General features: G+C 52.1%; 22 protein-coding genes and 2 pseudogenes. 11 read left to right on the forward strand and 13 right to left on the reverse strand.

Annotation, left to right across the window (positions count from 1 at the left end; translation table 11 throughout):
• Positions 1-49 precede the first annotated feature (49 nt).
• From rsgA to mscM, 3 genes are all read left to right on the forward strand, one after another.
• Entirely contained in the window at positions 50-1,102 is a 1,053-nt protein-coding gene (gene rsgA, locus WB371_RS13795) for a small ribosomal subunit biogenesis GTPase RsgA (protein ID WP_336220627.1), read from the forward strand.
• 94 nt (positions 1,103-1,196) lie between these two features.
• On the forward strand, positions 1,197-2,165 hold the full coding sequence (gene asd, locus WB371_RS13800) for an archaetidylserine decarboxylase (protein WP_336220628.1): 969 nt from the start codon (positions 1,197-1,199) through the stop codon (positions 2,163-2,165).
• A gap of 18 nt (positions 2,166-2,183) precedes the next feature.
• On the forward strand, positions 2,184-5,507 hold the full coding sequence (gene mscM / locus WB371_RS13805; RefSeq protein WP_336220629.1) for a miniconductance mechanosensitive channel MscM: 3,324 nt from the start codon (positions 2,184-2,186) through the stop codon (positions 5,505-5,507).
• A 6-nt stretch (positions 5,508-5,513) separates the two neighbouring features.
• Here mscM and WB371_RS13810 read toward each other — a convergent pair.
• From WB371_RS13810 to epmA, 5 genes and pseudogenes are all read right to left on the reverse strand, one after another.
• A pseudogene (locus WB371_RS13810) lies at positions 5,514-5,861 on the reverse strand (DUF2645 family protein).
• Positions 5,862-5,898: 37 nt separating this feature from the next.
• On the reverse strand, positions 5,899-6,249 hold the full coding sequence (locus tag WB371_RS13815) for a DUF1493 family protein (RefSeq protein WP_336220630.1): 351 nt from the start codon (positions 6,247-6,249) through the stop codon (positions 5,899-5,901).
• Positions 6,234-6,683, reverse strand: a complete 450-nt coding sequence (locus tag WB371_RS13820; RefSeq protein ID WP_336220631.1) for an STM2901 family protein — start codon at positions 6,681-6,683, stop codon at positions 6,234-6,236. The genes WB371_RS13815 and WB371_RS13820 overlap by 16 nt, the downstream gene beginning before the upstream one ends.
• Positions 6,684-6,700: 17 nt before the next feature.
• Positions 6,701-6,805, reverse strand: a pseudogene (locus WB371_RS23830) (type VI secretion system tube protein Hcp); the annotation flags it as partial.
• Positions 6,806-7,082: 277 nt separating this feature from the next.
• Positions 7,083-8,060 (reverse strand): elongation factor P--(R)-beta-lysine ligase, encoded by a 978-nt coding sequence (gene epmA / locus WB371_RS13825; RefSeq protein WP_336220632.1) that lies wholly within the window; start codon positions 8,058-8,060, stop codon positions 7,083-7,085.
• A 325-nt stretch (positions 8,061-8,385) separates the two neighbouring features.
• On the opposite strand from epmA, the gene frdA reads away from it, so the two are divergent.
• The 5 genes from frdA (at position 8,386) to WB371_RS13850 (ending at position 12,319) form a co-directional block, all read left to right on the forward strand.
• Positions 8,386-10,170 carry a fumarate reductase (quinol) flavoprotein subunit gene (frdA, locus tag WB371_RS13830; RefSeq protein ID WP_206161354.1) on the forward strand — a complete coding sequence of 595 codons (1,785 nt, stop codon included), beginning with the start codon at positions 8,386-8,388 and terminating at the stop codon, positions 10,168-10,170.
• The gene (frdB, locus tag WB371_RS13835; protein ID WP_336220634.1) at positions 10,170-10,904 is read left to right on the forward strand and encodes a fumarate reductase iron-sulfur protein; all 735 of its coding nucleotides are present in this window, start codon (positions 10,170-10,172) and stop codon (positions 10,902-10,904) included. Before frdA ends, frdB begins: the two co-directional genes overlap by 1 nt.
• Before the next feature lie 10 nt (positions 10,905-10,914).
• A complete protein-coding gene (gene frdC, locus WB371_RS13840; protein ID WP_336220635.1) occupies positions 10,915-11,310 on the forward strand; it encodes a fumarate reductase subunit FrdC in 396 nt (131 codons plus the stop codon).
• Positions 11,311-11,320: 10 nt separating this feature from the next.
• A complete protein-coding gene (gene frdD, locus WB371_RS13845) occupies positions 11,321-11,677 on the forward strand; it encodes a fumarate reductase subunit FrdD (protein WP_003025535.1) in 357 nt (118 codons plus the stop codon).
• A 108-nt stretch (positions 11,678-11,785) separates the two neighbouring features.
• Entirely contained in the window at positions 11,786-12,319 is a 534-nt protein-coding gene (locus WB371_RS13850; protein ID WP_336220636.1) for a lipocalin family protein, read from the forward strand.
• Here the strand turns inward: WB371_RS13850 and sugE are convergent.
• A complete protein-coding gene (gene sugE, locus WB371_RS13855) occupies positions 12,316-12,633 on the reverse strand; it encodes a quaternary ammonium compound efflux SMR transporter SugE (protein WP_336220637.1) in 318 nt (105 codons plus the stop codon). The two genes, WB371_RS13850 and sugE, sit on opposite strands and share 4 nt — an antisense overlap.
• 255 nt (positions 12,634-12,888) lie before the next feature.
• Here sugE and WB371_RS13860 point away from each other — a divergent pair, with 255 nt between their 5' ends.
• Positions 12,889-13,479, forward strand: a complete 591-nt coding sequence (locus WB371_RS13860; protein ID WP_336220740.1) for a helix-turn-helix transcriptional regulator — start codon at positions 12,889-12,891, stop codon at positions 13,477-13,479.
• 33 nt (positions 13,480-13,512) lie between these two features.
• Here the strand turns inward: WB371_RS13860 and ecnB are convergent, their stop codons facing one another.
• The 3 genes from ecnB to efp all read right to left on the reverse strand — a co-directional run bounded on the left by ecnB (position 13,513) and on the right by efp (position 14,530).
• Positions 13,513-13,659, reverse strand: a complete 147-nt coding sequence (ecnB, locus tag WB371_RS13865; RefSeq protein WP_336220638.1) for a lipoprotein toxin entericidin B — start codon at positions 13,657-13,659, stop codon at positions 13,513-13,515.
• A 107-nt stretch (positions 13,660-13,766) separates the two neighbouring features.
• Positions 13,767-13,901 (reverse strand): lipoprotein antitoxin entericidin A, encoded by a 135-nt coding sequence (ecnA, locus tag WB371_RS13870; RefSeq protein WP_336220639.1) that lies wholly within the window; start codon positions 13,899-13,901, stop codon positions 13,767-13,769.
• A 62-nt stretch (positions 13,902-13,963) separates the two neighbouring features.
• Positions 13,964-14,530 (reverse strand): elongation factor P, encoded by a 567-nt coding sequence (gene efp, locus WB371_RS13875; protein WP_042321361.1) that lies wholly within the window; start codon positions 14,528-14,530, stop codon positions 13,964-13,966.
• A gap of 41 nt (positions 14,531-14,571) precedes the next feature.
• Between efp and epmB the strand changes: the two genes are divergently transcribed.
• Positions 14,572-15,600 carry an EF-P beta-lysylation protein EpmB gene (epmB, locus tag WB371_RS13880; RefSeq protein WP_336220640.1) on the forward strand — a complete coding sequence of 343 codons (1,029 nt, stop codon included), beginning with the start codon at positions 14,572-14,574 and terminating at the stop codon, positions 15,598-15,600.
• Between the two features lie 162 nt (positions 15,601-15,762).
• Positions 15,763-16,629: a YjeJ family protein gene (yjeJ, locus tag WB371_RS13885; RefSeq protein ID WP_336220641.1), complete on the forward strand. Its 867-nt coding sequence runs from the start codon at positions 15,763-15,765 to the stop codon at positions 16,627-16,629.
• 77 nt (positions 16,630-16,706) lie between these two features.
• Here the strand turns inward: yjeJ and WB371_RS13890 are convergent, their stop codons facing one another.
• From WB371_RS13890 to WB371_RS13905, 4 genes are all read right to left on the reverse strand, one after another.
• A complete protein-coding gene (locus WB371_RS13890) occupies positions 16,707-17,060 on the reverse strand; it encodes a DUF4156 domain-containing protein (protein WP_336220642.1) in 354 nt (117 codons plus the stop codon).
• 412 nt (positions 17,061-17,472) lie between these two features.
• Positions 17,473-19,170, reverse strand: a complete 1,698-nt coding sequence (gene ltrA, locus WB371_RS13895) for a group II intron reverse transcriptase/maturase (RefSeq protein WP_336220643.1) — start codon at positions 19,168-19,170, stop codon at positions 17,473-17,475.
• Between the two features lie 1,087 nt (positions 19,171-20,257).
• Positions 20,258-21,904, reverse strand: a complete 1,647-nt coding sequence (gene groL, locus WB371_RS13900) for a chaperonin GroEL (protein ID WP_336220644.1) — start codon at positions 21,902-21,904, stop codon at positions 20,258-20,260.
• Between the two features lie 43 nt (positions 21,905-21,947).
• Entirely contained in the window at positions 21,948-22,241 is a 294-nt protein-coding gene (locus tag WB371_RS13905; protein ID WP_000027827.1) for a co-chaperone GroES, read from the reverse strand.
• Positions 22,242-22,483 lie beyond the last annotated feature (242 nt).

The following is a 22,483-nucleotide window of genomic DNA, read 5'->3' on the forward strand; positions in this document are numbered from 1 at the left end:
GTGTATCATAGATGTTTTGCCCAATATGGGCGACCAGGAGTCCGTACGATTGAGTAAAAATAAACTCTCCAAAGGCCAGCAGCGCCGCGTGAACGCTAATCACCAGCGTCGTCTTAAAACGTCTAAGGAGAAGCCTGATTACGATGACAACCTGTTTGGCGAGACTGCTGAAGGCATCGTCATTAGCCGTTTTGGTATGCATGCCGACGTCGAATCTGCTGATGGTGACATTCACCGCTGCAATATTCGCCGGACGATCCGCTCGCTGGTGACCGGCGACCGCGTGGTCTGGCGTCCAGGCAAAGCCGCAGCCGAAGGCGTTAACGTAAAAGGGATTGTCGAAGCGGTACATGAACGGACCTCCGTGCTGACGCGCCCGGACTTTTACGATGGCGTCAAACCGATTGCCGCCAACATCGACCAGATTGTCATTGTCTCCGCGATTTTACCGGAGCTGTCACTCAATATTATCGACAGATATCTGGTTGCTTGTGAAACGCTGCAGGTTGAACCCATCATTGTACTCAACAAAATTGATCTGCTGAATGACGAAAGCATGGCTTTTGTGAACGAGCAGATGGATATCTATCGCCATATCGGGTATCGCGTATTAATGGTTTCCAGCCATACGCAGGACGGACTGAAACCGTTAGAAGAGGCGCTGACCGGACGCATCAGTATCTTTGCTGGTCAGTCGGGGGTTGGCAAATCCAGTCTGCTGAATGCGCTGCTCGGTTTGCAGGAGGCGATCCTGACTAACGATGTCTCGGATAACTCGGGTCTCGGACAGCACACCACAACGGCGGCGCGTCTCTATCACTTCCCCCACGGCGGTGACGTTATCGACTCCCCAGGGGTGCGAGAGTTCGGTCTGTGGCATCTGGAGCCAGAACAAATTACCCACGGCTTTGTCGAATTCCATGACTATCTGGGGCGGTGCAAATATCGTGATTGTAAGCATGACACCGACCCGGGCTGTGCGATTCGCGCCGCAGTAGAAGATGGGAAAATTGCGGAAACCCGTTTTGAAAATTATCACCGCATTCTCGAAAGCATGTCGCAGGTAAAAACGCGTAAAAACTTTTCTGATACCGACGACTGACAACTAAGCTAAGCATCGCTAGAATCGTCCCCTTTTTCAGGATCCGGCTCGAATGCCGGGTCAGGAACGACAAAACAATAGCCTGGAGGCTACCTTGTTAAACTCATTTAAACTTTCGCTACAATACATTCTGCCAAAACTGTGGCTCACTCGCCTGGCGGGCTGGGGCGCGAGCAAACGGGCAGGATGGCTGACTAAACTGGTTATCGATCTGTTCGTGAAGTACTACAAGGTCGATATGAAAGAAGCGCAGAAGCCGGATACCGCCAGCTACCGCACGTTCAACGATTTCTTTGTCCGTCCACTGCGCGACGACGTTCGCCCGCTGAATACCGATCCCAACGTACTGGTGATGCCGGCAGATGGCGTGATCAGCCAGCTTGGCGCCATCGAAGAAGATAAGCTCCTCCAGGCCAAAGGCCATAACTACAGCCTGGAAGCCCTGCTGGCAGGTAACTACCTGATGGCGGATCTCTTCCGCAATGGTTCGTTCGTCACTACTTATCTTTCACCACGCGACTATCACCGCGTGCATATGCCGTGCAACGGTATTCTACGTGAGATGATCTACGTGCCGGGCGATCTGTTCTCGGTTAACCATCTGACCGCACAGAACGTCCCGAACCTGTTTGCCCGTAACGAACGCGTGATTTGCCTGTTCGATACTGAATTTGGCCCAATGGTGCAAATTCTGGTCGGTGCTACGATTGTTGGCAGTATCGAAACCGTCTGGGCGGGTACCATTACTCCGCCGCGTGAAGGCGTGATCAAACGCTGGACCTGGCCTGCCGGAGAAAGCGAAGGCTCCGTAGCGTTACTGAAAGGCCAGGAAATGGGCCGTTTCAAGCTGGGATCTACGGTCATCAACCTGTTTGCGCCGGGTAAAGTCAACCTGGTCGAACAACTCGAAAGCCTTTCTGTCACCAAAATTGGTCAGCCGCTGGCGATGTCCACGGAAACCTTCGTCGTGCCGAATGCAGAACCAGCGCCGTTGCCAGAGGCAGAAATCCAGGCAGAACACGACGCCAGTCCGCTGGTTGACGATAAGAAAGACGAAACCTAATCGTAGAAGGACGATGCTGTGCGCCTGATTATCGCGTTTCTGATGGCCTGGTGCCTCAGCCTGGGGGCGTACGCTGCAACCGCCCCCGATGCCAAACAAATCACTCAGGAACTGGAGCAGGCTAAAGCCGCAAAGCCTGCCCAGCCTGATGTCGTAGAAGCCCTTCAGACTGCGTTAAACGCGCTTGAGGAACGAAAAGGTTCGCTTGAGCGTGCTCAGCAGTATCAGCAGGTTATCGACAACTTCCCGAAAATGTCCGCCAGCCTGCGCGCGCAGTTAACGAATCTGCGTGATGAACCGCGCAGCGTGTCGCCAGGCATGAGCACCGATGCCCTGAATCAGGAAATTCTCCAGGTCAGTAGCCAGTTGCTGGAAAAGAGCCGTCAGGCCCAGCAGGAGCAGGAACGCGCACGTGAGATAGCCGACTCACTGAGCCAGCTTCCTCAACAGCAAACCGATGCGCGCCGACAGCTCAACGAAATTGAACGCCGCATCGGGACCGCCACAGGCAACACACCGCTCAATCAGGCACAAAATTTTAGTATGCAGGCGGAGTCTGCCCGCCTGAAAGCTCAGGTTGATGAGCTGGAGCTGGCGCAGCTTTCGGCCAACAACCGTCAGGAACTGGCGCGTATGCGTTCCGAACTGGCGGAAAAGCAGAGCCAGCAACTGGATGCGTATTTACAGGCACTGCGTAATCAGCTCAACAGCCAGCGCCAGCGTGAAGCCGAACAGGCACTGGAAAGTACTGAGCTGCTGGCGGAGAACAGCGCGGATTTGCCGCCGGATATTGTCGCGCAGTTCAAAGTAAACCGGGAACTGTCGGCAGCGCTGAATCAGCAAGCGCAGCGCATGGACCTTGTGGCATCTCAACAGCGTCAGGCCACCAGCCAGACACAACAAGTGCGTCAGGCATTAACGACGCTTCGCGAACAGTCACAATGGCTTGGCTCCTCTAACCTGTTGGGTGAAGCGTTGCGCGCTCAGGTGGCGCGACTGCCGGAAATGCCAAAACCACAACAACTGGATACCGAAATGGCGCAGCTACGCGTCCAGCGTCTGCGTTATGAGGATCAACTGAATAAACAGCCTCAGCTTCGCCAGTTGCATCAGGCGGACGGGCAACCGCTCACTGCGGAACAAAACCGCATCCTTGAAGCGCAACTGCGTACCCAACGCGAATTGCTGAATTCACTGTTGCAGGGTGGCGACACGCTGATCCTCGAACTAACCAAGCTGAAGGTTTCCAATAGCCAGCTTGAAGATGCCCTGAAAGAGGTGAATGAAGCGACTCACCGTTATCTGTTCTGGACTTCTGACGTTCGCCCGATGTCGTTCTCCTGGCCGATTGATATCGTGCAGGATCTGCGTCGTTTGATCTCGCTTGATACGGTCAGCCAGTTGGGCAAAGCCAGTCTGATGATGCTGACCAGCAGAGATACGCTGCTGCCGCTGTTTGGCGCGTTGATTCTGGTCGGGTTCAGTATCTACTCACGTCGCCATTTCACCCGTTTTCTGGAGCGTTCCGCCGCCCGCGTCGGCAAGGTGACGCAGGATCATTTCTGGCTCACTCTGCGTACCGTCTTCTGGTCAATCCTGGTCGCCTCACCATTGCCAGTACTATGGATGACGCTGGGATACGGATTACGCGAAGCCTGGCCTTATCCCCTTGCCGTTGCGATAGGCGACGGCGTCACCGCGACAGTGCCGCTGCTATGGGTGGTAATGATTTGCGCGGCGTTTGCCCGGCCTAATGGCCTGTTTATCGCCCACTTTGGCTGGCCGCGCGAACGGGTGTCGCGCTCGATGCGCTATTACCTGATGAGTATTGGCCTGATTGTGCCGCTGATTATGGCGCTTATCATGTTCGATAACCTCAACGATCGGGAGTTTTCCGGCTCGCTCGGCCGCCTGTGCTTTATGCTGATTTGCGGCGCGCTGGCGTTGGTCACCCTGAGCCTGAAAAAAGCGGGCATCCCGCTCTATCTCGACAAAGAAGGCAGTGGCGACAATATCGTTAACAGTATGCTGTGGAACCTGATGATCGGCGCCCCGCTGGTGGCAATTCTGGCGGCAGCGGTGGGATATCTGGCGACATCACAGGCGCTGCTGGCGCGGCTGGAAACCTCCGTCGCCATCTGGTTCCTGCTGCTGGTGATTTACCATGTCATTCGCCGCTGGATGCTAATTCAGCGCCGCCGACTAGCCTTTGACCGCGCCAAGCACCGTCGTGCTGAAATGCTGGCTCAACGCGCCCGTGGCGAAGAAGAACCCGCCCATTCGACCAGTCTGGAAGGCACTATTGATGTTGACGAGAGTGAAGTCGACCTCGACGCCATCAGCGCCCAGTCATTACGTCTGGTACGTTCGATCCTGATGCTGATCGCCCTGCTGTCGGTTATCGTGCTGTGGTCGGAAATTCACTCCGCCTTTGGCTTTCTCGAAAATATATCGCTGTGGGACGTCACCTCAACGGTACAGGGGGTCGAAAGCTTAGAACCCATCACGCTGGGTGCCGTGTTGATCGCGATTCTGGTGTTTATCATCACCACACAACTGGTGCGTAATTTGCCTGCGCTGCTCGAACTGGCATTGCTGCAACACCTCGATCTTACGCCGGGTACCGGCTACGCCATTACCACCATTACCAAATACCTGCTGATGCTGATAGGCGGACTGGTTGGTTTCTCGATGATCGGGATTGAGTGGTCGAAATTGCAATGGCTGGTGGCGGCACTTGGTGTCGGTCTGGGCTTTGGCTTGCAGGAGATTTTCGCCAACTTTATCTCCGGTCTGATCATCCTGTTTGAAAAACCGATTCGAATTGGCGATACGGTGACCATTCGCGATCTGACCGGCAGCGTCACGAAGATCAATACCCGTGCCACCACCATTAGCGACTGGGACCGTAAAGAGATCATCGTGCCGAACAAAGCGTTTATCACCGAACAGTTCATCAACTGGTCACTCTCCGATTCGGTCACTCGTGTTGTGCTGACCATTCCAGCGCCATCAGATGTGAACAGCGAAGAAGTAACACAGATCCTGCTTACCGCCGCGCATCGCTGCTCGCTGGTGATCGACAACCCGGCACCGGAAGTCTTCCTGGTGGATCTGCAACAGGGGATCCAGATTTTCGAACTGCGTATCTACGCCGCCGAGATGGGCCACCGTATGCCACTGCGCCATGAAATCCACCAGTTGATTCTGGCGGGCTTCCGCGAGCACGGTATCGAAATGCCGTTCCCACCGTTCCAGATGCGTCTTGAAAGTTTGAACGGCAGACAAACGGGTAGAACGTTAAGTTCTGCAGCCAGAAGCCGTCCGGCGGGGAGTTTGTAAGACCGATCAGAAGCCTTCTTTTGCTGAGGGAGGCTTCTGATTTAAAAACACCAGTGATAGCGAAAATAAAAACGCCATAATCAATAAGCAAAAACACCTGCCAATAATAGTCACAAATACCAGAGGTGTTTTTTTCCAAAAAATAGCGTAAATCATTGGAAGAAAAAGCGGCAAAGTCACTATCACGCCCACATCCCGGATGTCGTCTTCCAGAATTGAGCGAGTCAACTAACAAAAATTTTTTATCTCACCGATACCAATCATCCACTCTTTATCTCGTAGCGAAAATAACATGATATGAACTATCGAAACCCAAAACCAAATAAATCCTAAAGTGAACACCTTCCAGTTCATTTACCTTCCCTCTGATGTTTTTATCACTTTATATCTGTCAGTCAAACAACCATTTCCCCGCCTCAGCCGACTCTGCAAACATCCGAACCGTTAACGGTAAACGTGTTGCTTCTACCTCTTCCTGCTTGAGCTTAAACCATCGTTGGAAGCGTGGCGTGTACTCCCACGGAAAGTAAAGAGGCCAGTTCATACCAACCAGACTAACCCCGAACCGCTCTTGATATTTCTCAATCGCATCTTCTAAATCATCGCGTGGACAGTTGAATAAATCTGAGTCCAGTTCCAACGGAATCTCTTTCCATTGCGAGTCTAAATAACCAGGAATTTCTTCACGGAAAAAAGATAACACATCTTCAGTTATTGTGGTTGCCATTAGAAAGAAGTCCACTGTATACGGTCTTGAGGTTTGGCAATCAGATTGTATTTCTCTTGTGTACGAGTCGAAACCCTGTAGAGACTCATCGAAAGTGAAGCCCATCCTAACCAGGGAACCCATCGAGCGATAACAGCAGCAAGCTTATTAGATTTCTGCATTCTCACGCCAACAGGTGTTGGTAACGAAATACCAAAGGGTAAACGGGCATCCCTCATGATGATTCGTGAATACCTTGAAACAACACTCGTCCCCAGGGTCGCTCCTTTGGGTTTGCCTCTCGTACCTAACCACGGTTGACCAGAGAGGATAGCAGCAGCGGAAACCGAATCTACTCCCAACTCTTTACAGAACTCCTCCAGAAATATGACGTTGAGTAATTCTATTTTGGACAGGTTCGGATGCCCTCTATAGAAATACGTCCCATTAAGTTCTTCGGTAGTATCCATTTCTTAATGTTCCATCGTTAAGCTATTAGGCGATCGTTCCATGCGATAGAGAAAATAATATTACTGCCGTTATACCTCCGCGTTATTTTCTCGTAACGTAGTTCAACGCTTTCCAGATTATTTTTATTCTAGCGAAGTATTGCTGGCGATACCGAAACAACATGCACACCTTACACCTTACACCTTACACCTTACACCTTACACCTTACACCTTACACCTTACACCTTACACCTTACACCTTTTAACAAGAGGTTGAATAATCAACTTCCTGATCGGTGTCACTAATTTTATAGAGTTTCAGCCCTGATTTTCCCAGCGTTAATAAATAAAAACCATATCATTTATAGAATAAGGTTCATCTATAAATAATATGGATAATGGGATTCGCTATTTTTAAATCAGGCTCTGTCCACCGTAAAAGCTATCACTTCCGCGAGGCTTTCCGCGCCCAGCGCCAGCATCACCAGGCGGTCTACGCCCAGCGCAACACCCGAGCAGTCAGGCATGCCGACCTTTAGCGCCTCGATCAGATTGTTGTCGATAGGTTGCTGCGGCAATCCGCGCGCGGCGCGCTTGCGGTTGTCCTGTTCAAAACGTTGCTGCTGTTCACGCGCATCCGTCAGTTCATGGAAACCATTCGCCAGTTCAATACCTTTGAAGTAAACCTCAAAGCGTTCCGCCACGCGGTGATCTTCAGTACTGATTTGTGCCAGTGATGCCTGACTTGCCGGGAAGTGATACACAAACGTCGGTTTCTCTTTGCCAATGTGAGGCTCAACCCCCATGGTAAAGAGCAGTTGTAATAACGTATCGCGATCCTCTTCGGTATCGGCAATATTGCTGAGATCCAATTTCGCTGCCACTTCACGCAGTTGCGTTTTATCCGCCGAAAGGGGATCAATCTCCAGATGGCGCTGAAAAGCCTGCTGATAAGAGAGACTCTCCGCCGCCGGGCATTCCAGCACCTGTTGCAGCAGATCGTCCACTTCGTTCATTAACCGGTACATATCGTAATGTGGACGATACCACTCCAGCATAGTGAATTCAGGGTTGTGGTGACGCCCCATCTCTTCATTACGGAAACTGCGGCACAACTGAAAAACCGGACCACACCCGGCGACCAGCAGCCGTTTCATGTGGTATTCCGGGCTGGTCATTAAGTAGAGGTTCATCCCCTGAGAATGACCGGGGCCGACGAAACGCGTTTCGAACGGAAACAGATGAATGTCTGTAACCGTCGCCTGGCTCATGCAGGGCGTTTCTACCTCCAGTACGCCGCGATCGGCAAAGAAACGACGAATTTCCGTCATAATTGCCGCGCGTTTTAACAGGTTAGGTATGGACGCGCTCGGCTGCCAGGTTGCCGTTTCGCTCATGGCTTTTTCTCCAGTTTAAGACAAGGGCACGAAGTCTACTCGCAACGCGCCAATGAAACAAATTTTGCGCGGGAATACTTCATGCGAGAAAAAAGAGGTTAAAAAACTATAATGTGATGGTTTAGTAATTAAATTAATCAAAATCAATGATAATTCAGGCATCTGATACGCTAAAAAAATCGAACACGTCAAATTTCCCACACCCAGCAAAGACTATACTATTGTACCTATAAAGGAGCAGTGGAAACGCATTCGCTAACCGCCTGATTCAGCCTGATTGTTCGGGACAGGGGGTAGTGAAATTACAATAATCTGGAGGAATGTCGTGCAAACCTTTCAAGCCGATCTTGCCATTATAGGCGCCGGTGGCGCGGGATTACGTGCTGCAATTGCTGCAGCGCAGGCAAATCCTAATGCAAAAATCGCACTGATATCAAAAGTGTACCCTATGCGCAGTCACACCGTTGCTGCCGAAGGGGGCTCAGCTGCTGTCGCCCAGGATCATGACAGCTTCGACTACCATTTTCATGATACGGTAGCGGGCGGAGACTGGCTGTGTGAACAGGATGTCGTGGATTACTTTGTCCACCACTGTCCTACTGAAATGACCCAACTGGAGCAATGGGGTTGCCCGTGGAGCCGTCGTGAAGACGGTAGCGTCAACGTTCGTCGCTTCGGTGGGATGAAAATTGAGCGTACCTGGTTTGCCGCGGATAAAACCGGCTTCCATATGCTGCACACCCTGTTCCAGACCTCTCTGCAGTTCCCACAAATCCAACGTTTTGACGAACACTTTGTCCTGGATATCCTGGTCGATGATGGTCATGCTCGCGGCCTGGTGGCGATGAACATGATGGAAGGTACGCTGGTGCAGATCCGCGCGAACGCAGTGGTGATGGCAACCGGCGGCGCAGGTCGCGTGTATCGCTATAACACCAACGGCGGCATCGTGACCGGTGACGGTATGGGCATGGCCCTGAGCCACGGCGTTCCGCTGCGTGATATGGAATTTGTGCAGTATCACCCGACCGGTCTGCCGGGTTCCGGTATTCTGATGACTGAAGGCTGCCGTGGTGAAGGCGGTATTCTGGTCAACAAAAATGGCTACCGTTATCTGCAGGATTACGGCATGGGTCCGGAAACACCGCTGGGCGAGCCAAAAAATAAATACATGGAACTCGGTCCGCGTGACAAAGTTTCTCAGGCTTTCTGGCACGAATGGCGTAAAGGCAACACTATCTCCACGCCGCGTGGTGATGTGGTCTATCTTGACCTGCGTCACCTGGGTGAGAAGAAACTGCTGGAACGTCTGCCGTTCATTTGCGAACTGGCGAAAGCCTATGTGGGCGTCGATCCAGTTAAAGAACCAATTCCGGTTCGTCCGACCGCGCACTACACCATGGGCGGTATCGAAACCGATCAGAACTGCGAAACCCGCATCAAAGGTCTGTTTGCCGTTGGCGAATGTTCTTCTGTGGGTCTGCATGGCGCGAACCGCCTGGGTTCAAACTCTCTGGCTGAACTGGTGGTCTTTGGCCGTCTGGCAGGTGAGCAAGCGATGGAACGTGCATCAACCGCGGGCACCGCGAATGACGCCGCGCTCGACGCGCAGGTTGCAGGCGTTGAACAGCGTCTGAAAGATCTGGTGAACCAGGAAGGTAATGAGAACTGGTCTAAGATCCGCGACGAAATGGGGATCTCCATGGAAGAAGGTTGCGGTATCTACCGCACGCCTGAACTCATGCAGAAAACCGTCGATAAGCTGGCTGAATTGCAGGAGCGCTTCAAGCGCGTGCGTATTACCGACACCTCCAGCGTCTTCAACACAGACCTGTTGTACACCATCGAACTGGGTCATGGCCTGAACGTTGCTGAATGTATGGCGCACTCTGCGCTGGCACGTAAGGAATCGCGCGGCGCTCACCAACGTCTGGACGAAGGCTGCACCGAACGTGACGACGTCAACTTCCTCAAACATACTCTCGCCTTCCGCGATGCTGATGGCACGACTCGCCTCGACTACAGCGACGTGAAAATCACCACGCTGCCGCCTGCAAAACGTGTTTACGGTGCGGAAGCGGAAGCAGCCGATAAGAAGGAGAAGGCGTAATGGCTGAGATGAAAAACCTGAAAGTTGAGGTGGTGCGCTATAACCCGGAAACCGACACCGCGCCACACAGTGCTTTCTATGAAGTGCCTTATGATGAAACAACGTCACTGTTGGATGCCCTGGGCTATATCAAAGATAACCTGGCGCCGGACCTGAGCTATCGCTGGTCCTGCCGTATGGCGATCTGTGGTTCCTGCGGGATGATGGTCAACAACGTGCCTAAACTGGCGTGCAAGACATTCCTGCGTGATTACACCAACGGCCTGAAGGTTGAAGCGCTGGGTAACTTCCCGATCGAACGCGATCTGGTCGTCGACATGACGCACTTTATTGAAAGTCTGGAAGCGATCAAACCGTACATCATCGGTAACCCGCGCACTCCGGATCAGGGTCCAAACACCCAGACTCCGGCACAGATGGCGAAGTATCACCAGTTCTCTGGTTGCATCAACTGTGGTCTGTGCTATGCCGCCTGCCCGCAGTTCGGCCTGAACCCTGAGTTCATTGGACCGGCTGCGATTACGCTGGCGCATCGTTACAACGAAGACAGCCGCGACCACGGTAAGAAGGAGCGTATGGCGCAGTTGAATAGCCAGAATGGCGTGTGGAGCTGTACTTTCGTGGGCTTCTGCTCCGAAGTTTGTCCGAAACACGTCGATCCGGCTGCTGCCATTCAGCAGGGTAAAGTGGAAAGTTCTAAAGACTTTCTTATCGCCACCCTGAAACCACGCTAAGGAGTGCAACATGACGACTAAACGCAAAGCCTATGTGCGGCCGATGACGTCCACCTGGTGGAAAAAATTGCCGTTTTATCGCTTTTACATGCTGCGCGAAGGCACAGCCGTTCCGGCAGTCTGGTTCAGCATTGAGCTGATTTTCGGTCTGTTCGCGCTGAAGCATGGCGTGGAATCCTGGGCGGGCTTCGTCGGTTTCCTGCAAAACCCGGTCGTGGTGATCCTCAATGTGATCGCCCTGGCGGCAGCACTGCTGCACACCAAAACCTGGTTTGAGCTGGCGCCGAAAGCAGCCAACATTATTGTAAAAGACGAAAAAATGGGGCCAGAGCCGATCATCAAAGGTCTCTGGGCGGTTACTGTGGTAGCGACCATAGTCATACTGTTTGTTGCCCTGTTCTGGTAAGGAGTCCGGGATGATTAATCCAAATCCAAAACGTTCTGACGAACCCGTATTCTGGGGCCTGTTTGGTGCAGGCGGTATGTGGAGCGCAATCATTGCGCCGGTGATGATCCTGCTGGTCGGTATTATGCTGCCGCTGGGCTTTGTTCCTGATGCCTTCAGCTATGAGCGCGTACTGGCCTTTGCTCAGAGCTTTATCGGACGCGCATTTCTGTTCCTGATGATCGTACTGCCGCTGTGGTGTGGTTTACACCGTATGCACCATGCGATGCATGATCTGAAAATCCATGTGCCTGCGGGCAAATGGGTCTTCTACGGTCTGGCGGCGATCCTGACCGTCGTGACGGCGATTGGCATTCTGACGATCTAACGACACTCCGCCCTCTTATCTCATGATAAGGGGGCGATTTTTCTCATTCTTCTCTTTATTTTCTGCACCAGGTTCTACACTTAGGAAAAACATCCTAAGGAAAAGCCTATGCGCCTGCTCCCCATCGTTGCCGCAGTGACCGCGGCGTTTCTGGTTGTCTCTTGCAGTACCCCAACGCCGCCACAGGGCGTCACCGTGGTGAATAACTTCGATGCTAAACGCTACCTCGGCACCTGGTACGAAATTGCGCGTTTTGATCATCGCTTTGAGCGTGGTCTGGACAAAGTGACAGCGACCTACAGCCAGCGTGATGATGGCGGCCTGAATGTGATCAACAAAGGCTGGAACCCGGAGAGAGGCCGGTGGCAGCAAAGCGAGGGGAAAGCGTATTTCACCGGCGACCCCAGTCGTGCTGCACTGAAAGTCTCCTTCTTCGGCCCATTTTACGGTGGGTATAACGTCATCGCACTCGACAGAGAGTATCGACATGCGCTGGTCTGCGGCCCGGATCGCGACTACCTGTGGATACTCTCACGTACACCGTCGATCTCAGATGAAATCAAACAGCAGATGTTGGCCGTCGCGACCCGTGAAGGGTTTGATATCAGTAAACTTATCTGGGTGAAGCAACCCAGCGCTTAGTGGGTGCTTACTTTCAGTCCAATGATGCCAACGACGATTAACGCCAGACTTGCCAGTCGCATCGGGTTAGCGGATTCACCCAACAGCAGTATGCCGGTGATGGCGGCGCCCACGGCGCCAATCCCCGTCCAGACGGCATAGGCTGTGCCCACGGGGAGGGTTTTCATCGCCCACGCGAGAAGCGCCATACTGACGATCATCGCGGCAATCGTAATGATGCTGGGCGTCAGACGACTAAAACCGTGGGTGTATTTCAGGCCAACCGCCCAAACCACTTCAAGCAAACCGGCAATAAGTAAGATTATCCAGGACATATCAGGCTCCAGAGAATTGGGGCCGTCCCCGGTGAAGGAAGCGATTGCAGGTCGTCCTGCAACGCTGAAGATTGAAACCGTATTCTTGCCTGAGCGGCAGCGAATTTCAAGTTTTTTACTCTTCGCTCTCAAAAGGTCGAATTAGACGTATTTCGCAGCGCAATTTACGCATTCAGCACTCATCCGACTTCTCTATGATGGGACGCTTTCTGAAGTCAGGAAGCCATGAGCCTTACTTCTGAATGCGAAAATGCTATGTTGAAAATATTAGTGATTGACCGTTGCCACTTTACCCGCACAGGGCTCGAGGCCTGGCTTAATCATTCCGAACGCTTTAATCGATCGTTTCTGGTCTCGGGACTCAACAATCTCTCTCTGGTTAAAGAGCATATCCTGCAATGGAAGCCCCACCTGGTGATCGCGGATCTCTACGGTTTTCTGAACGACACCCTGTCAGCTCAGTATATTGCACCGTTTTTTCTGGCCTGTGGGGCCAGTCCGTTAATCTTACTGGAGTCCGGAGGGATGATGTCTGAAACACAACGCTATCCGGTTTGTGCCTCAGTCTCAAAACAGATTTCCCTGCCTGACCTGGCAGAACATATTCACAATGCATTGTTAAGCGGCTCAATGTCAGAGTCACCACACAACGCATCGCCGCTCCTCACGCCACAAGAAGAAAAAGTACTGACGATGTGGATGGAAGGGGCGAGTAATAACGCGATAGCTTGCGCGCTCAGCATTCACGGTAAAACGGTTTACACCTATAAACGCAACATCCGCATGAAGCTACATATGGATAATCGCTTTTCGCCGTTTCTCACGCCCATTGCGCTAAAAAGTTAACGGCACGACAACGTAGTCGTACCGTTGCGGGGGTTACTGCTGAGCTTTTGTTGCTGCATTCGAAATAGCGTTGCCGCCATCGGAAATATCCTCACCCATGCCACGCGTGGTATTACATGCAGTTAACACGGACGAAAGTACTAACACAGAAAAGATCGCTGCAATTGTCTTCTTAACCATAATGTCTTCCTTTTCTAGCCTGGGTTATTTGTGTAGTGCTTCATAAGCATAGACAAAATCCCGAAAAATGACGGGAGACAGACGCTTTTTAGGATGATGAGAAGGAATTAGCTGGCAGCGTGGGAAATGGAATTGCCGAGATGCTTAATATCTTCACCAAAACCCCGAGCGGTATTACAGCCCGACAGCAAAGTGGTGGAGAGAAGGATCAGTGTTACAAGACCGAGAAGACGTTTCATCATTCCTGCCCTGGAGAAAGAATGGCGCAGCAAAAACGCTGCACCATACGATAAGAATACGTGGATTATTTCACGCGGGAGACGTATTCGCCTGAACGCGTATCAACTTTAATCACTTCGCCAATCTGAACAAACAGAGGCACTTTAACCACAGCCCCCGTAGACAGCGTTGCCGGCTTGCCGCCTGTACCAGCGGTATCGCCTTTCAGACCTGGATCAGTATCAACGATTTCCAGTTCAACGAAGTTTGGCGGCGTCACGGAAATAGGCTGACCGTTCCACAGGGTCACGATGCACTCAGCCTGATCCAGCAACCATTTTTCGCTGTCGCCAATCGCTTTGGCATCAGCAGAAAGCTGTTCGAAGGTTTCGTTATTCATGAAGTGCCAGAACTCACCGTCGTTGTACAGGTAAGTCAGGTTCATATCTACAACGTCAGCGCCTTCAGCCGAGTCAGTAGACTTGAAGGTTTTCTCAACACGAGTACCGGTCAACAGGCGACGCAGCTTAACGCGCGCGAAAGCCTGACCTTTACCTGGTTTAACGAATTCGCTGGCTTCAACCGCATAAGGTTCGCCGTCCAACATGATTTTAAGACCAGCACGAAAATCGTTGCTATAGTACGTTGCCATAAGGCCCTCTGAAAATTGTTAACTGGTAGCTAAGCCACAAAATGGCGCATATTGTAACCCTAAATACCCCATCCAGAGAAGATTGGTTATCGCAACTTGCCGATGTTGTGACCGATCCCGATGAACTCCTGCATCTTTTGAATATAGACGCAGATGAGAAACTTCTGGCAGGACGCGATGCCAGGCGGCTGTTCGCCCTGCGCGTCCCGCGAGCCTTTATTGCGCGAATGGAAAAAGGCAACCCTGACGATCCGCTTTTGCGTCAGGTACTTACCTCACAAGAGGAGTTTATTGCCGCGCCGGGTTTCTCGACCGATCCACTTGAGGAGCAGCACAGCGTTGTGCCGGGTTTGCTGCATAAATACCGCAACCGAGCGCTACTTTTGGTAAAAGGCGGTTGTGCGGTAAATTGTCGTTATTGCTTCCGTCGCCACTTCCCGTACGCGGAAAATCAGGGAAATAAGCGAAACTGGCAGGCCGCACTCGACTACATTCGCGCCCACCCCGAGCTGGATGAAATTATTTTCTCCGGCGGCGATCCGCTGATGGCGAAAGACCATGAACTGGACTGGCTTCTTACACAACTGGAAGCGATCCCGCATATCAAGCGCCTGCGTATTCACAGTCGTCTTCCCATCGTCATCCCCGCCAGGATCACGGAAGATCTGGTCAGCCGCTTTATACAATCGTCCTTGCAGATCCTGCTGGTTAATCATATTAACCACGCAAACGAAATCGACGACGCGTTTCGTCAGGCGATGGCGAAACTGCGCACGGCAGGCGTTACGCTGCTTAATCAGAGCGTCTTGCTACGTGGTGTTAATGATAACGCCCAAACGCTGGCGACACTGAGTAATGCCCTCTTTGATGCGGGCGTCATGCCCTATTACCTCCATGTACTGGATAAGGTTCAGGGCGCAGCCCATTTCATGGTCACCGACGATAAAGCGCGCCAGATTATGCGCGAACTGCTCACGCTGGTCTCAGGGTATATGGTGCCGAGGCTGGCGCGGGAAATTGGTGGTGAACCCAGTAAAACGCCGCTGGATCTGCAGTTACGTCAGCAATAACCCGCTAATAAGGTGTCCGGAAACAGACACCTTTTAGCAAAACCCCCGAATCCACCCCCTCCACTATGTTATCTTAGCGGCAATATTTAAATATATATTTATAAATCAAATATATAACCAAATACCAATCATCATTTTAATCATTGATCAGGGAGAACCTTGATGGCTATCAGTATTAAAGGGATTAACACGGGCGTTATTCGCAACGCGAATGATTTCGTTGCACTGGCACTCAAAATAGCCGCGCAGGACGACAAGGAATCGTTATTTTTTCTTCCCGCCCTGTCATTGAGGGATCTGTTAATTGCACTGGAAAGCCGGTTACAGCAGAACCAGCAGTTGAATGCCGATGCACGTCAGGACTATGAAAAAGCGCGCGATACAACCAGCAAGCAAATGCTGGAAAACGCGCCTGCGCTCGTGGAAGACGAACTCCGACAGGCCGATATGCATCGCGGTGTCCTTGCCGTGGCTTTAACAAACGTGAGTAAAGATACTCTGACATTGACCTTCACGCTTCACGGCGGCCAAACCTGTGATCTACAGATTCACCAGTTGCAGATTGAACTTCTTGCTCATGCCATCATTCGTGCAATTAATAACGCGGGTATGCGTGAACTGGCGCTGCGAATCTCGTCACTGCTGGATTTTTTGCCGTTATATGATGCGGACTGCATGGACAATAATAAGCTGGAATACGATGCGTACACACAGCCAGAGTGGAAACATTCGCTGTTTACACATTATCTCTCCATACTTTATCGATTTATTGATGAAACAGGAAAAGAGCACTGCAGCGGAGCTGTGGTAAAAGCCCGCGAACCGGCTGGCAGTAAAGCCGCGGAGGCTATTTCACGTCGCTTACTGGATTTTAGCCCAAGGCTGAAAAAAATGGCGGGTAAACCTTGTCAGGTGTTTATCAGGACGCTGACAGCAGACCAGGCGCAAACACTCACACAAGATCAATGCCTGTATTCGTTACATCAATTACGGGTACAGTCCGTAGAAACCGCAAAACAACACGCGTAATAGCGTTGTGCGCTTATCAGGCCTGGCGCTGCATGTCCCGGCCTGATAAGAGAATTATCCCGCTATCACAAAGACGTTCAATTAGGGCACTTATAAACCTGTCCAATCATTTCACTGGCTGTCGGGACAAAGCTGGATAACATGCCCTGAGTCGGGCTGCTTACGCCGTAAATCACGTTGCCACCCATTGCAGCCGCCTGATTGCGCAGGTCATTCGCCGCGCCGCGCATAGAGCCGCCTTCTTCACCATGTTGGCCTGAAAGCCAGTTACTCTGCTTCCCGGTGGCTGTGCCGATCAACTGGCATTCAGCGCCAGGCTTATCTTCAACAAAGCGAACGCTTTGTCCTGCAGAACTCAGTTCGTTGCTGGAGCTACAACCCGCCATCAGTAGCGCGGCACCGACGATCCCTGCTAAATATTTCACGTGCATGTTATTCCCCATTATCAATGAGCTGGACGTTTTGTCCGTCAGTGAATCTTATACTAAAAAGATGACCAAAAGAAAAACCCCCGGACATTTCTGCCCGAGGGTTTCTCATTTCTGGGGGACAAACACCCAAATCATTCTGGTTGCAGGAAGGCGGCAAGTTTATGACAAATTCGTCAGGAACGAATTTGAACAGCCACAGGCTGCCTTCGGTGAGGGACAAGGACGTCCCTCATTTATCCCCAGGAGCTTACATAAGTAAGTGACTGGGGTTCGCGAATGCAGCCAACGCATCTGCAGCCTGAAGGATGCAGGGTGTAGGCGATGTCGGGTAGCAGCAGCGCATTACTGCGCCGCCGCCCCCTAAGAACCGTACATGCGAGTTTCCCCGCATACGGCTCAAGCCTTAATAAGTTCAACCGACGGGTTGAACCGGCTGCGCATCTTTTTCCTCGTTCACGTGCCATTGGATGTGGCAGCCCGGATGCAGCATGACCAGATTCTCAAGCTCGTCACCGCCGCCCAGATGTTTCTGGTACTTATGGTGAACGTGCCAGCCTGTTTCCAGAGTAATTAACTGGTTACAGAGCGGGCAGCGTTTCTCCTGCCTGAGCCAGAGCGCCAGCAACTTCTTCCTGCCCTGCATGGTTTCCTTCCAGCGACGCTCAAGGCGTTGCTCAAAGTACGGTTCCCATTCAGGCAGATAAGGGTTAGCCTCCGCCTTTATCTTGGTATGTCGTTTAATGACGGTGTCTTTCGCATATACTAAAGTCACCGGATTCTCCTTATCCTCCCGCCATTGAAACGTCCAGCGACGGTTATTTACCGTATGAAAGTATTTATCTTTCACCCAGCGTTTATTACGGTTTTTATGCCGCCTGCAACACCAGCGCCAGAGCAGCTTCCAGACACGGTAATCGACATAGCTGAACGTCTCCTTCGCCACCACATGCCGGTGATAGTTCGCCCACCCCCGTAATGCCGGATTGAGCTGGCGTATCAGCCAGTCCTGCGTTTGCGTCGGGTGACGCTTCACAATGTCCCTCACTTTCGCCAGAAATGTTCGCAGGTTCTTACGGGAAGGCTTTATCAGCATTTTCCCGCGATACTTGCGCACGTTCTGACCGAGGAAGTCAAAACCCTGCTCAATATGCGTTATCACCGTTTTCTCCGGCGACAATTGCAGCCCCCGTTCCGCCATAAAGGTCTCAACGAGAGGTTTAACTTCATTCTCCAGCAACTCTTGCGAGATACCGGTGATGATAAAGTCATCTGCATAACGCACATAGTTGACCTTGGTCTTGTAGCTGGCTTTGGTATTCTTCACCCCAAATCGGGATTCAAGTACCGCTTCCAGTCCATCAAGCGCCATATTGGCCAGTACCGGCGAGATGATACCGCCCTGAGGCGTTCCCGCACCGGTTGCATGGTAATGACCAGACTCCATGTAACCTGCCTTCAGCCATTTACCCAGCACCTGCTTATCCATCGGGATATGCGCCAGTAACCAGTCATGACTGATGTTATCGAAGCACCCTTTGATATCGCCCTCCAGCACCCACTGCGCCGAGTTGCCCCGGCTGAGCGCGACAAAGCATTGTTCAATAGCATCCGCCGTTGAACGCATCGGACGAAAACCATAACTGTTGCGGTCGGCTGTTGTTTCCGACACGGGTTCCAGCGCCAGCAGATATAACGCCTGCATGGCTCTGTCTCTCATGGTCGGAATCCCGAGCGGACGCAACTTGCCGTTCGACTTCGGGATATACACCCGCCGCAGTGGTTTAGGGTGATATCCGGTTCTCTTCATATCGAAGATAGCCTCCCATTTGGTTTTCGGGGTATTCCATAACTTTCCATCCACTCCGGGGGTATCCTTGCCCCGGTTTTCCGTGACTCGCCTGACCGCTAATGCCTTAGCCGCCAGCGAACGGGTCAGCATTCGTTGCAGCGCTTTTACCCGCCGCCACTCCTGCTGTTGCGCTGCCTTCGCAATGCGTACCTGTAGCTTTCTCACCGCTTCTGAGGTTTTGCGCCAGTTAATGGCGTGCCACCTTTCCGGGTGGGAAGATGCAGATACCGCCTGCGATTCAACTCGCGTTCCGGTATTCACCTTGCTATCCTCCTGAATGCTCGTGCAGAGCACCCTGAGGACGGACGTGGATTCCCCCGAAGGAGAAATCACGTTTCGCCCCTCGGGGTACATTCAATAAGCTTTACAAGCCTTACTGCGATTTAAGACCAGCCGGAAGTCTGCCCCGTTTCCGGTGAAGCCCTGTTTCATGCTTCTGTCCGCGCCATTACAGCGCGGCATTTGCTTTCTCCGGCCTCCTCTACCCGCATACCCAACAGTTTGCCTTACGGCTCCCCTGCCTCGATGAGGCGGATATACGGGCTTACCGAGTTCCATACAGATGACACGTATCGGTTAGGTTCTGCCTATCCACCGGTGAAACAACATCAGCGTATCCCCAGATGTAAAAGAGATAACCTGTTCACCCACCTTTTGGTCAAAGCGTATCAACGACTTACGCTCAATGCGGCTGACGGTGTTTAACAGCAGTTCACGTACGTTAACCTTACGATACAGCCTGGCCTCTCATGGTCATGTCGTTAGACCAATCCAGATGGCGTCCTCGCGGATACCAGCCGCCGCTTGCGCGGGAGTACGTTGTCAGGAAGCTTCGCACCTCACCGTTACCAGTGACGCACTATCCTTAGGCTACCGTTGGCTGAACAACGGGTTCTTCTTCACTGTTTCTGCTCAAGAAATAGCGACAGAACAATCACCCGTACAGCTTGCGCTGCATTCCTCTTGTGAAGATCGCGAGCAAAACGATCCCGCCCTGTTCATGAATCCATGAAAGGATGAAATGAAGATGTATGACACGAGGTGTCACAATCGTTGAGATGTAACGTCGATTTGGGATTCACCGACGTCTGCCCTGACAGGCACTCCGCGCAGAATTAACCGCTGCAGATAACTGAGTGAAAGTAATGGGCGCGTTACTGCTCATCACTGAAAGGTTACCCAAACTTCGGGGGCGTATTCCACCGTCGAAACGGCTCACCTTCTGCTACGCTAAACGGCTTTCGGGAGCGGGGACTAGCCCCGCTCTCCTGGGGCGCGTAAGCTAACTGTTAGAGAGAATTCTCTGTTTATTCAGTTAGTTACGCAAAGGAATGCGACTCTCGTCGCACTACATCATGCCGCCCATACCACCCATGCCGCCCATACCACCAGCAGCACCTAAGTCAGGCGCATCGCCTTTCGGCAGGTCGGTCACCATGCACTCGGTGGTGATCATCAGGCCAGCCACAGAAGCCGCATACTGCAGAGCAGAACGGGTCACTTTGGTTGGGTCCAGGATACCCATGTCGATCATGTTGCCGTATTCTTCGGTCGCTGCGTTGTAACCGTAGTTACCGTCTCCACCTTTAACGGTGTTAGCGACAACAGAAGGCTCTTCGCCGCAGTTCAGAACGATCTGACGCAGCGGCGCTTCCATTGCGCGCAGCGCAACTTTGATACCAACATTCTGGTCTTCGTTCTGGCCTTTCAGGTCAGCGATTTTGGATGCAACGCGAATCAGCGCCACGCCACCACCAGCAACCACACCTTCTTCTACCGCAGCACGGGTTGCGTGCAGGGCATCTTCAACGCGGGCTTTCTTCTCTTTCATTTCAACTTCGGTCGCTGCACCGACTTTGATAACTGCAACGCCGCCAGCCAGTTTCGCTACGCGTTCCTGCAGTTTTTCACGGTCGTAGTCAGACGTTGCTTCTTCGATCTGCTGACGAATCTGAGTCACACGACCCTGAATTGCCGCTTCGTCACCCACGCCATCAATGATGGTAGTGGTGTCTTTGTTGATCACAACGCGTTTTGCCTGACCCAGATCTTCCAGAGTGGCTTTTTCCAGCTCCATACCGATCTCTTCAGAGATAACGGTACCGCCAGTCAGGGTTGCGATATCCTGCAGCATCGCTTTACGGCGGTCGCCGAAGCCCGGCGCTTTAACCGCAGCCACTTTCACGATGCCACGCATGGTGTTGACCACCAGGGTCGCCAGCGCTTCGCCTTCCACATCTTCAGCGATAATCAGCAGTGGTTTGCCTGCTTTCGCAACGGCTTCCAGAACTGGCAGCATTTCGCGGATGTTGGAGATTTTCTTATCAGCCAGCAGAATGAACGGACTTTCCAGTTCTACTGCGCCGGTTTCCGGTTTGTTGATGAAGTAAGGAGACAGGTAACCACGGTCGAACTGCATACCTTCAACCACGTCCAGTTCGTCCTGCAGACCGGTGCCGTCTTCAACGGTGATCACGCCTTCTTTACCGACTTTGTCCATCGCTTCCGCGATCAGTTTACCTACGGTTTCGTCGGAGTTAGCGGAGATAGTGCCTACCTGAGCGATAGCTTTGGAGTCGGAGCACGGTACGGACAGCGCTTTCAGTTCTTCAACCGCAGCAGCGACCGCTTTGTCGATACCACGTTTCAGGTCCATTGGGTTCATGCCCGCAGCAACGGCTTTCAGACCTTCAGTGATGATAGACTGAGCCAGCACGGTTGCCGTGGTGGTACCGTCGCCTGCCGCGTCGTTTGCTTTAGAGGCGACTTCTTTCACCATCTGCGCGCCCATATTTTCGAACTTGTCTTCCAGCTCGATTTCACGTGCGACGGAAACACCATCTTTGGTGATGGTTGGTGCGCCGAAGGATTTATCCAGAACAACGTTACGGCCTTTCGGACCGAGTGTCACTTTCACTGCGTCTGCCAGTACGTTTACGCCGCGCAGCATTTTCACACGAGCGTCGTTACCGAATTTTACGTCTTTAGCTGCCATTTTCTCTTTCCCTTAAATTCGTATGTTCAGTGTCGTTCGCGGATTACGCTTCAACAATTGCCAGGATGTCGCTTTCAGACATGATCAACACTTCTTCATTGTCGATCTTCTCAGACTTCACGCCGTAGCCATCGTTGAAAATGACGATGTCGCCGACTTTTACGTCCAGCGGTTGTACGGTGCCGTTATCCAGGATGCGACCCTTACCGACAGCGATGATTTCGCCACGAGTTGATTTACCCGCTGCAGAACCGGTCAGTACGATGCCGCCAGCAGATTTAGATTCAACTTCTTTACGCTTAACGATCACGCGATCATGTAACGGACGAATACTCATTGATAGCTCTCCTTTGAGAAAGTCTTTATCAGTCATGGGTGACGCCGACCCATAAAGGTTGCCGGCTAGTGACCAGAGAGATGGGGATGGGGTTTTCCCCCTTCAAGGGGCAATACGAAAAAAATTTCTGTTCAGCGAAAAATCCTGTAAAAAAGCCACTTACCTCACATTTCTCGCCTATTTTCTCGCTGTCGTCATAAGCAAATCTGATTGTGATAACATCGAAATCTGCGCAGTTGCCT

It is taken from the genome of Citrobacter amalonaticus (assembly GCF_037053465.1).
GTDB classification, from domain to species: domain Bacteria; phylum Pseudomonadota; class Gammaproteobacteria; order Enterobacterales; family Enterobacteriaceae; genus Citrobacter_A; species Citrobacter_A amalonaticus_H.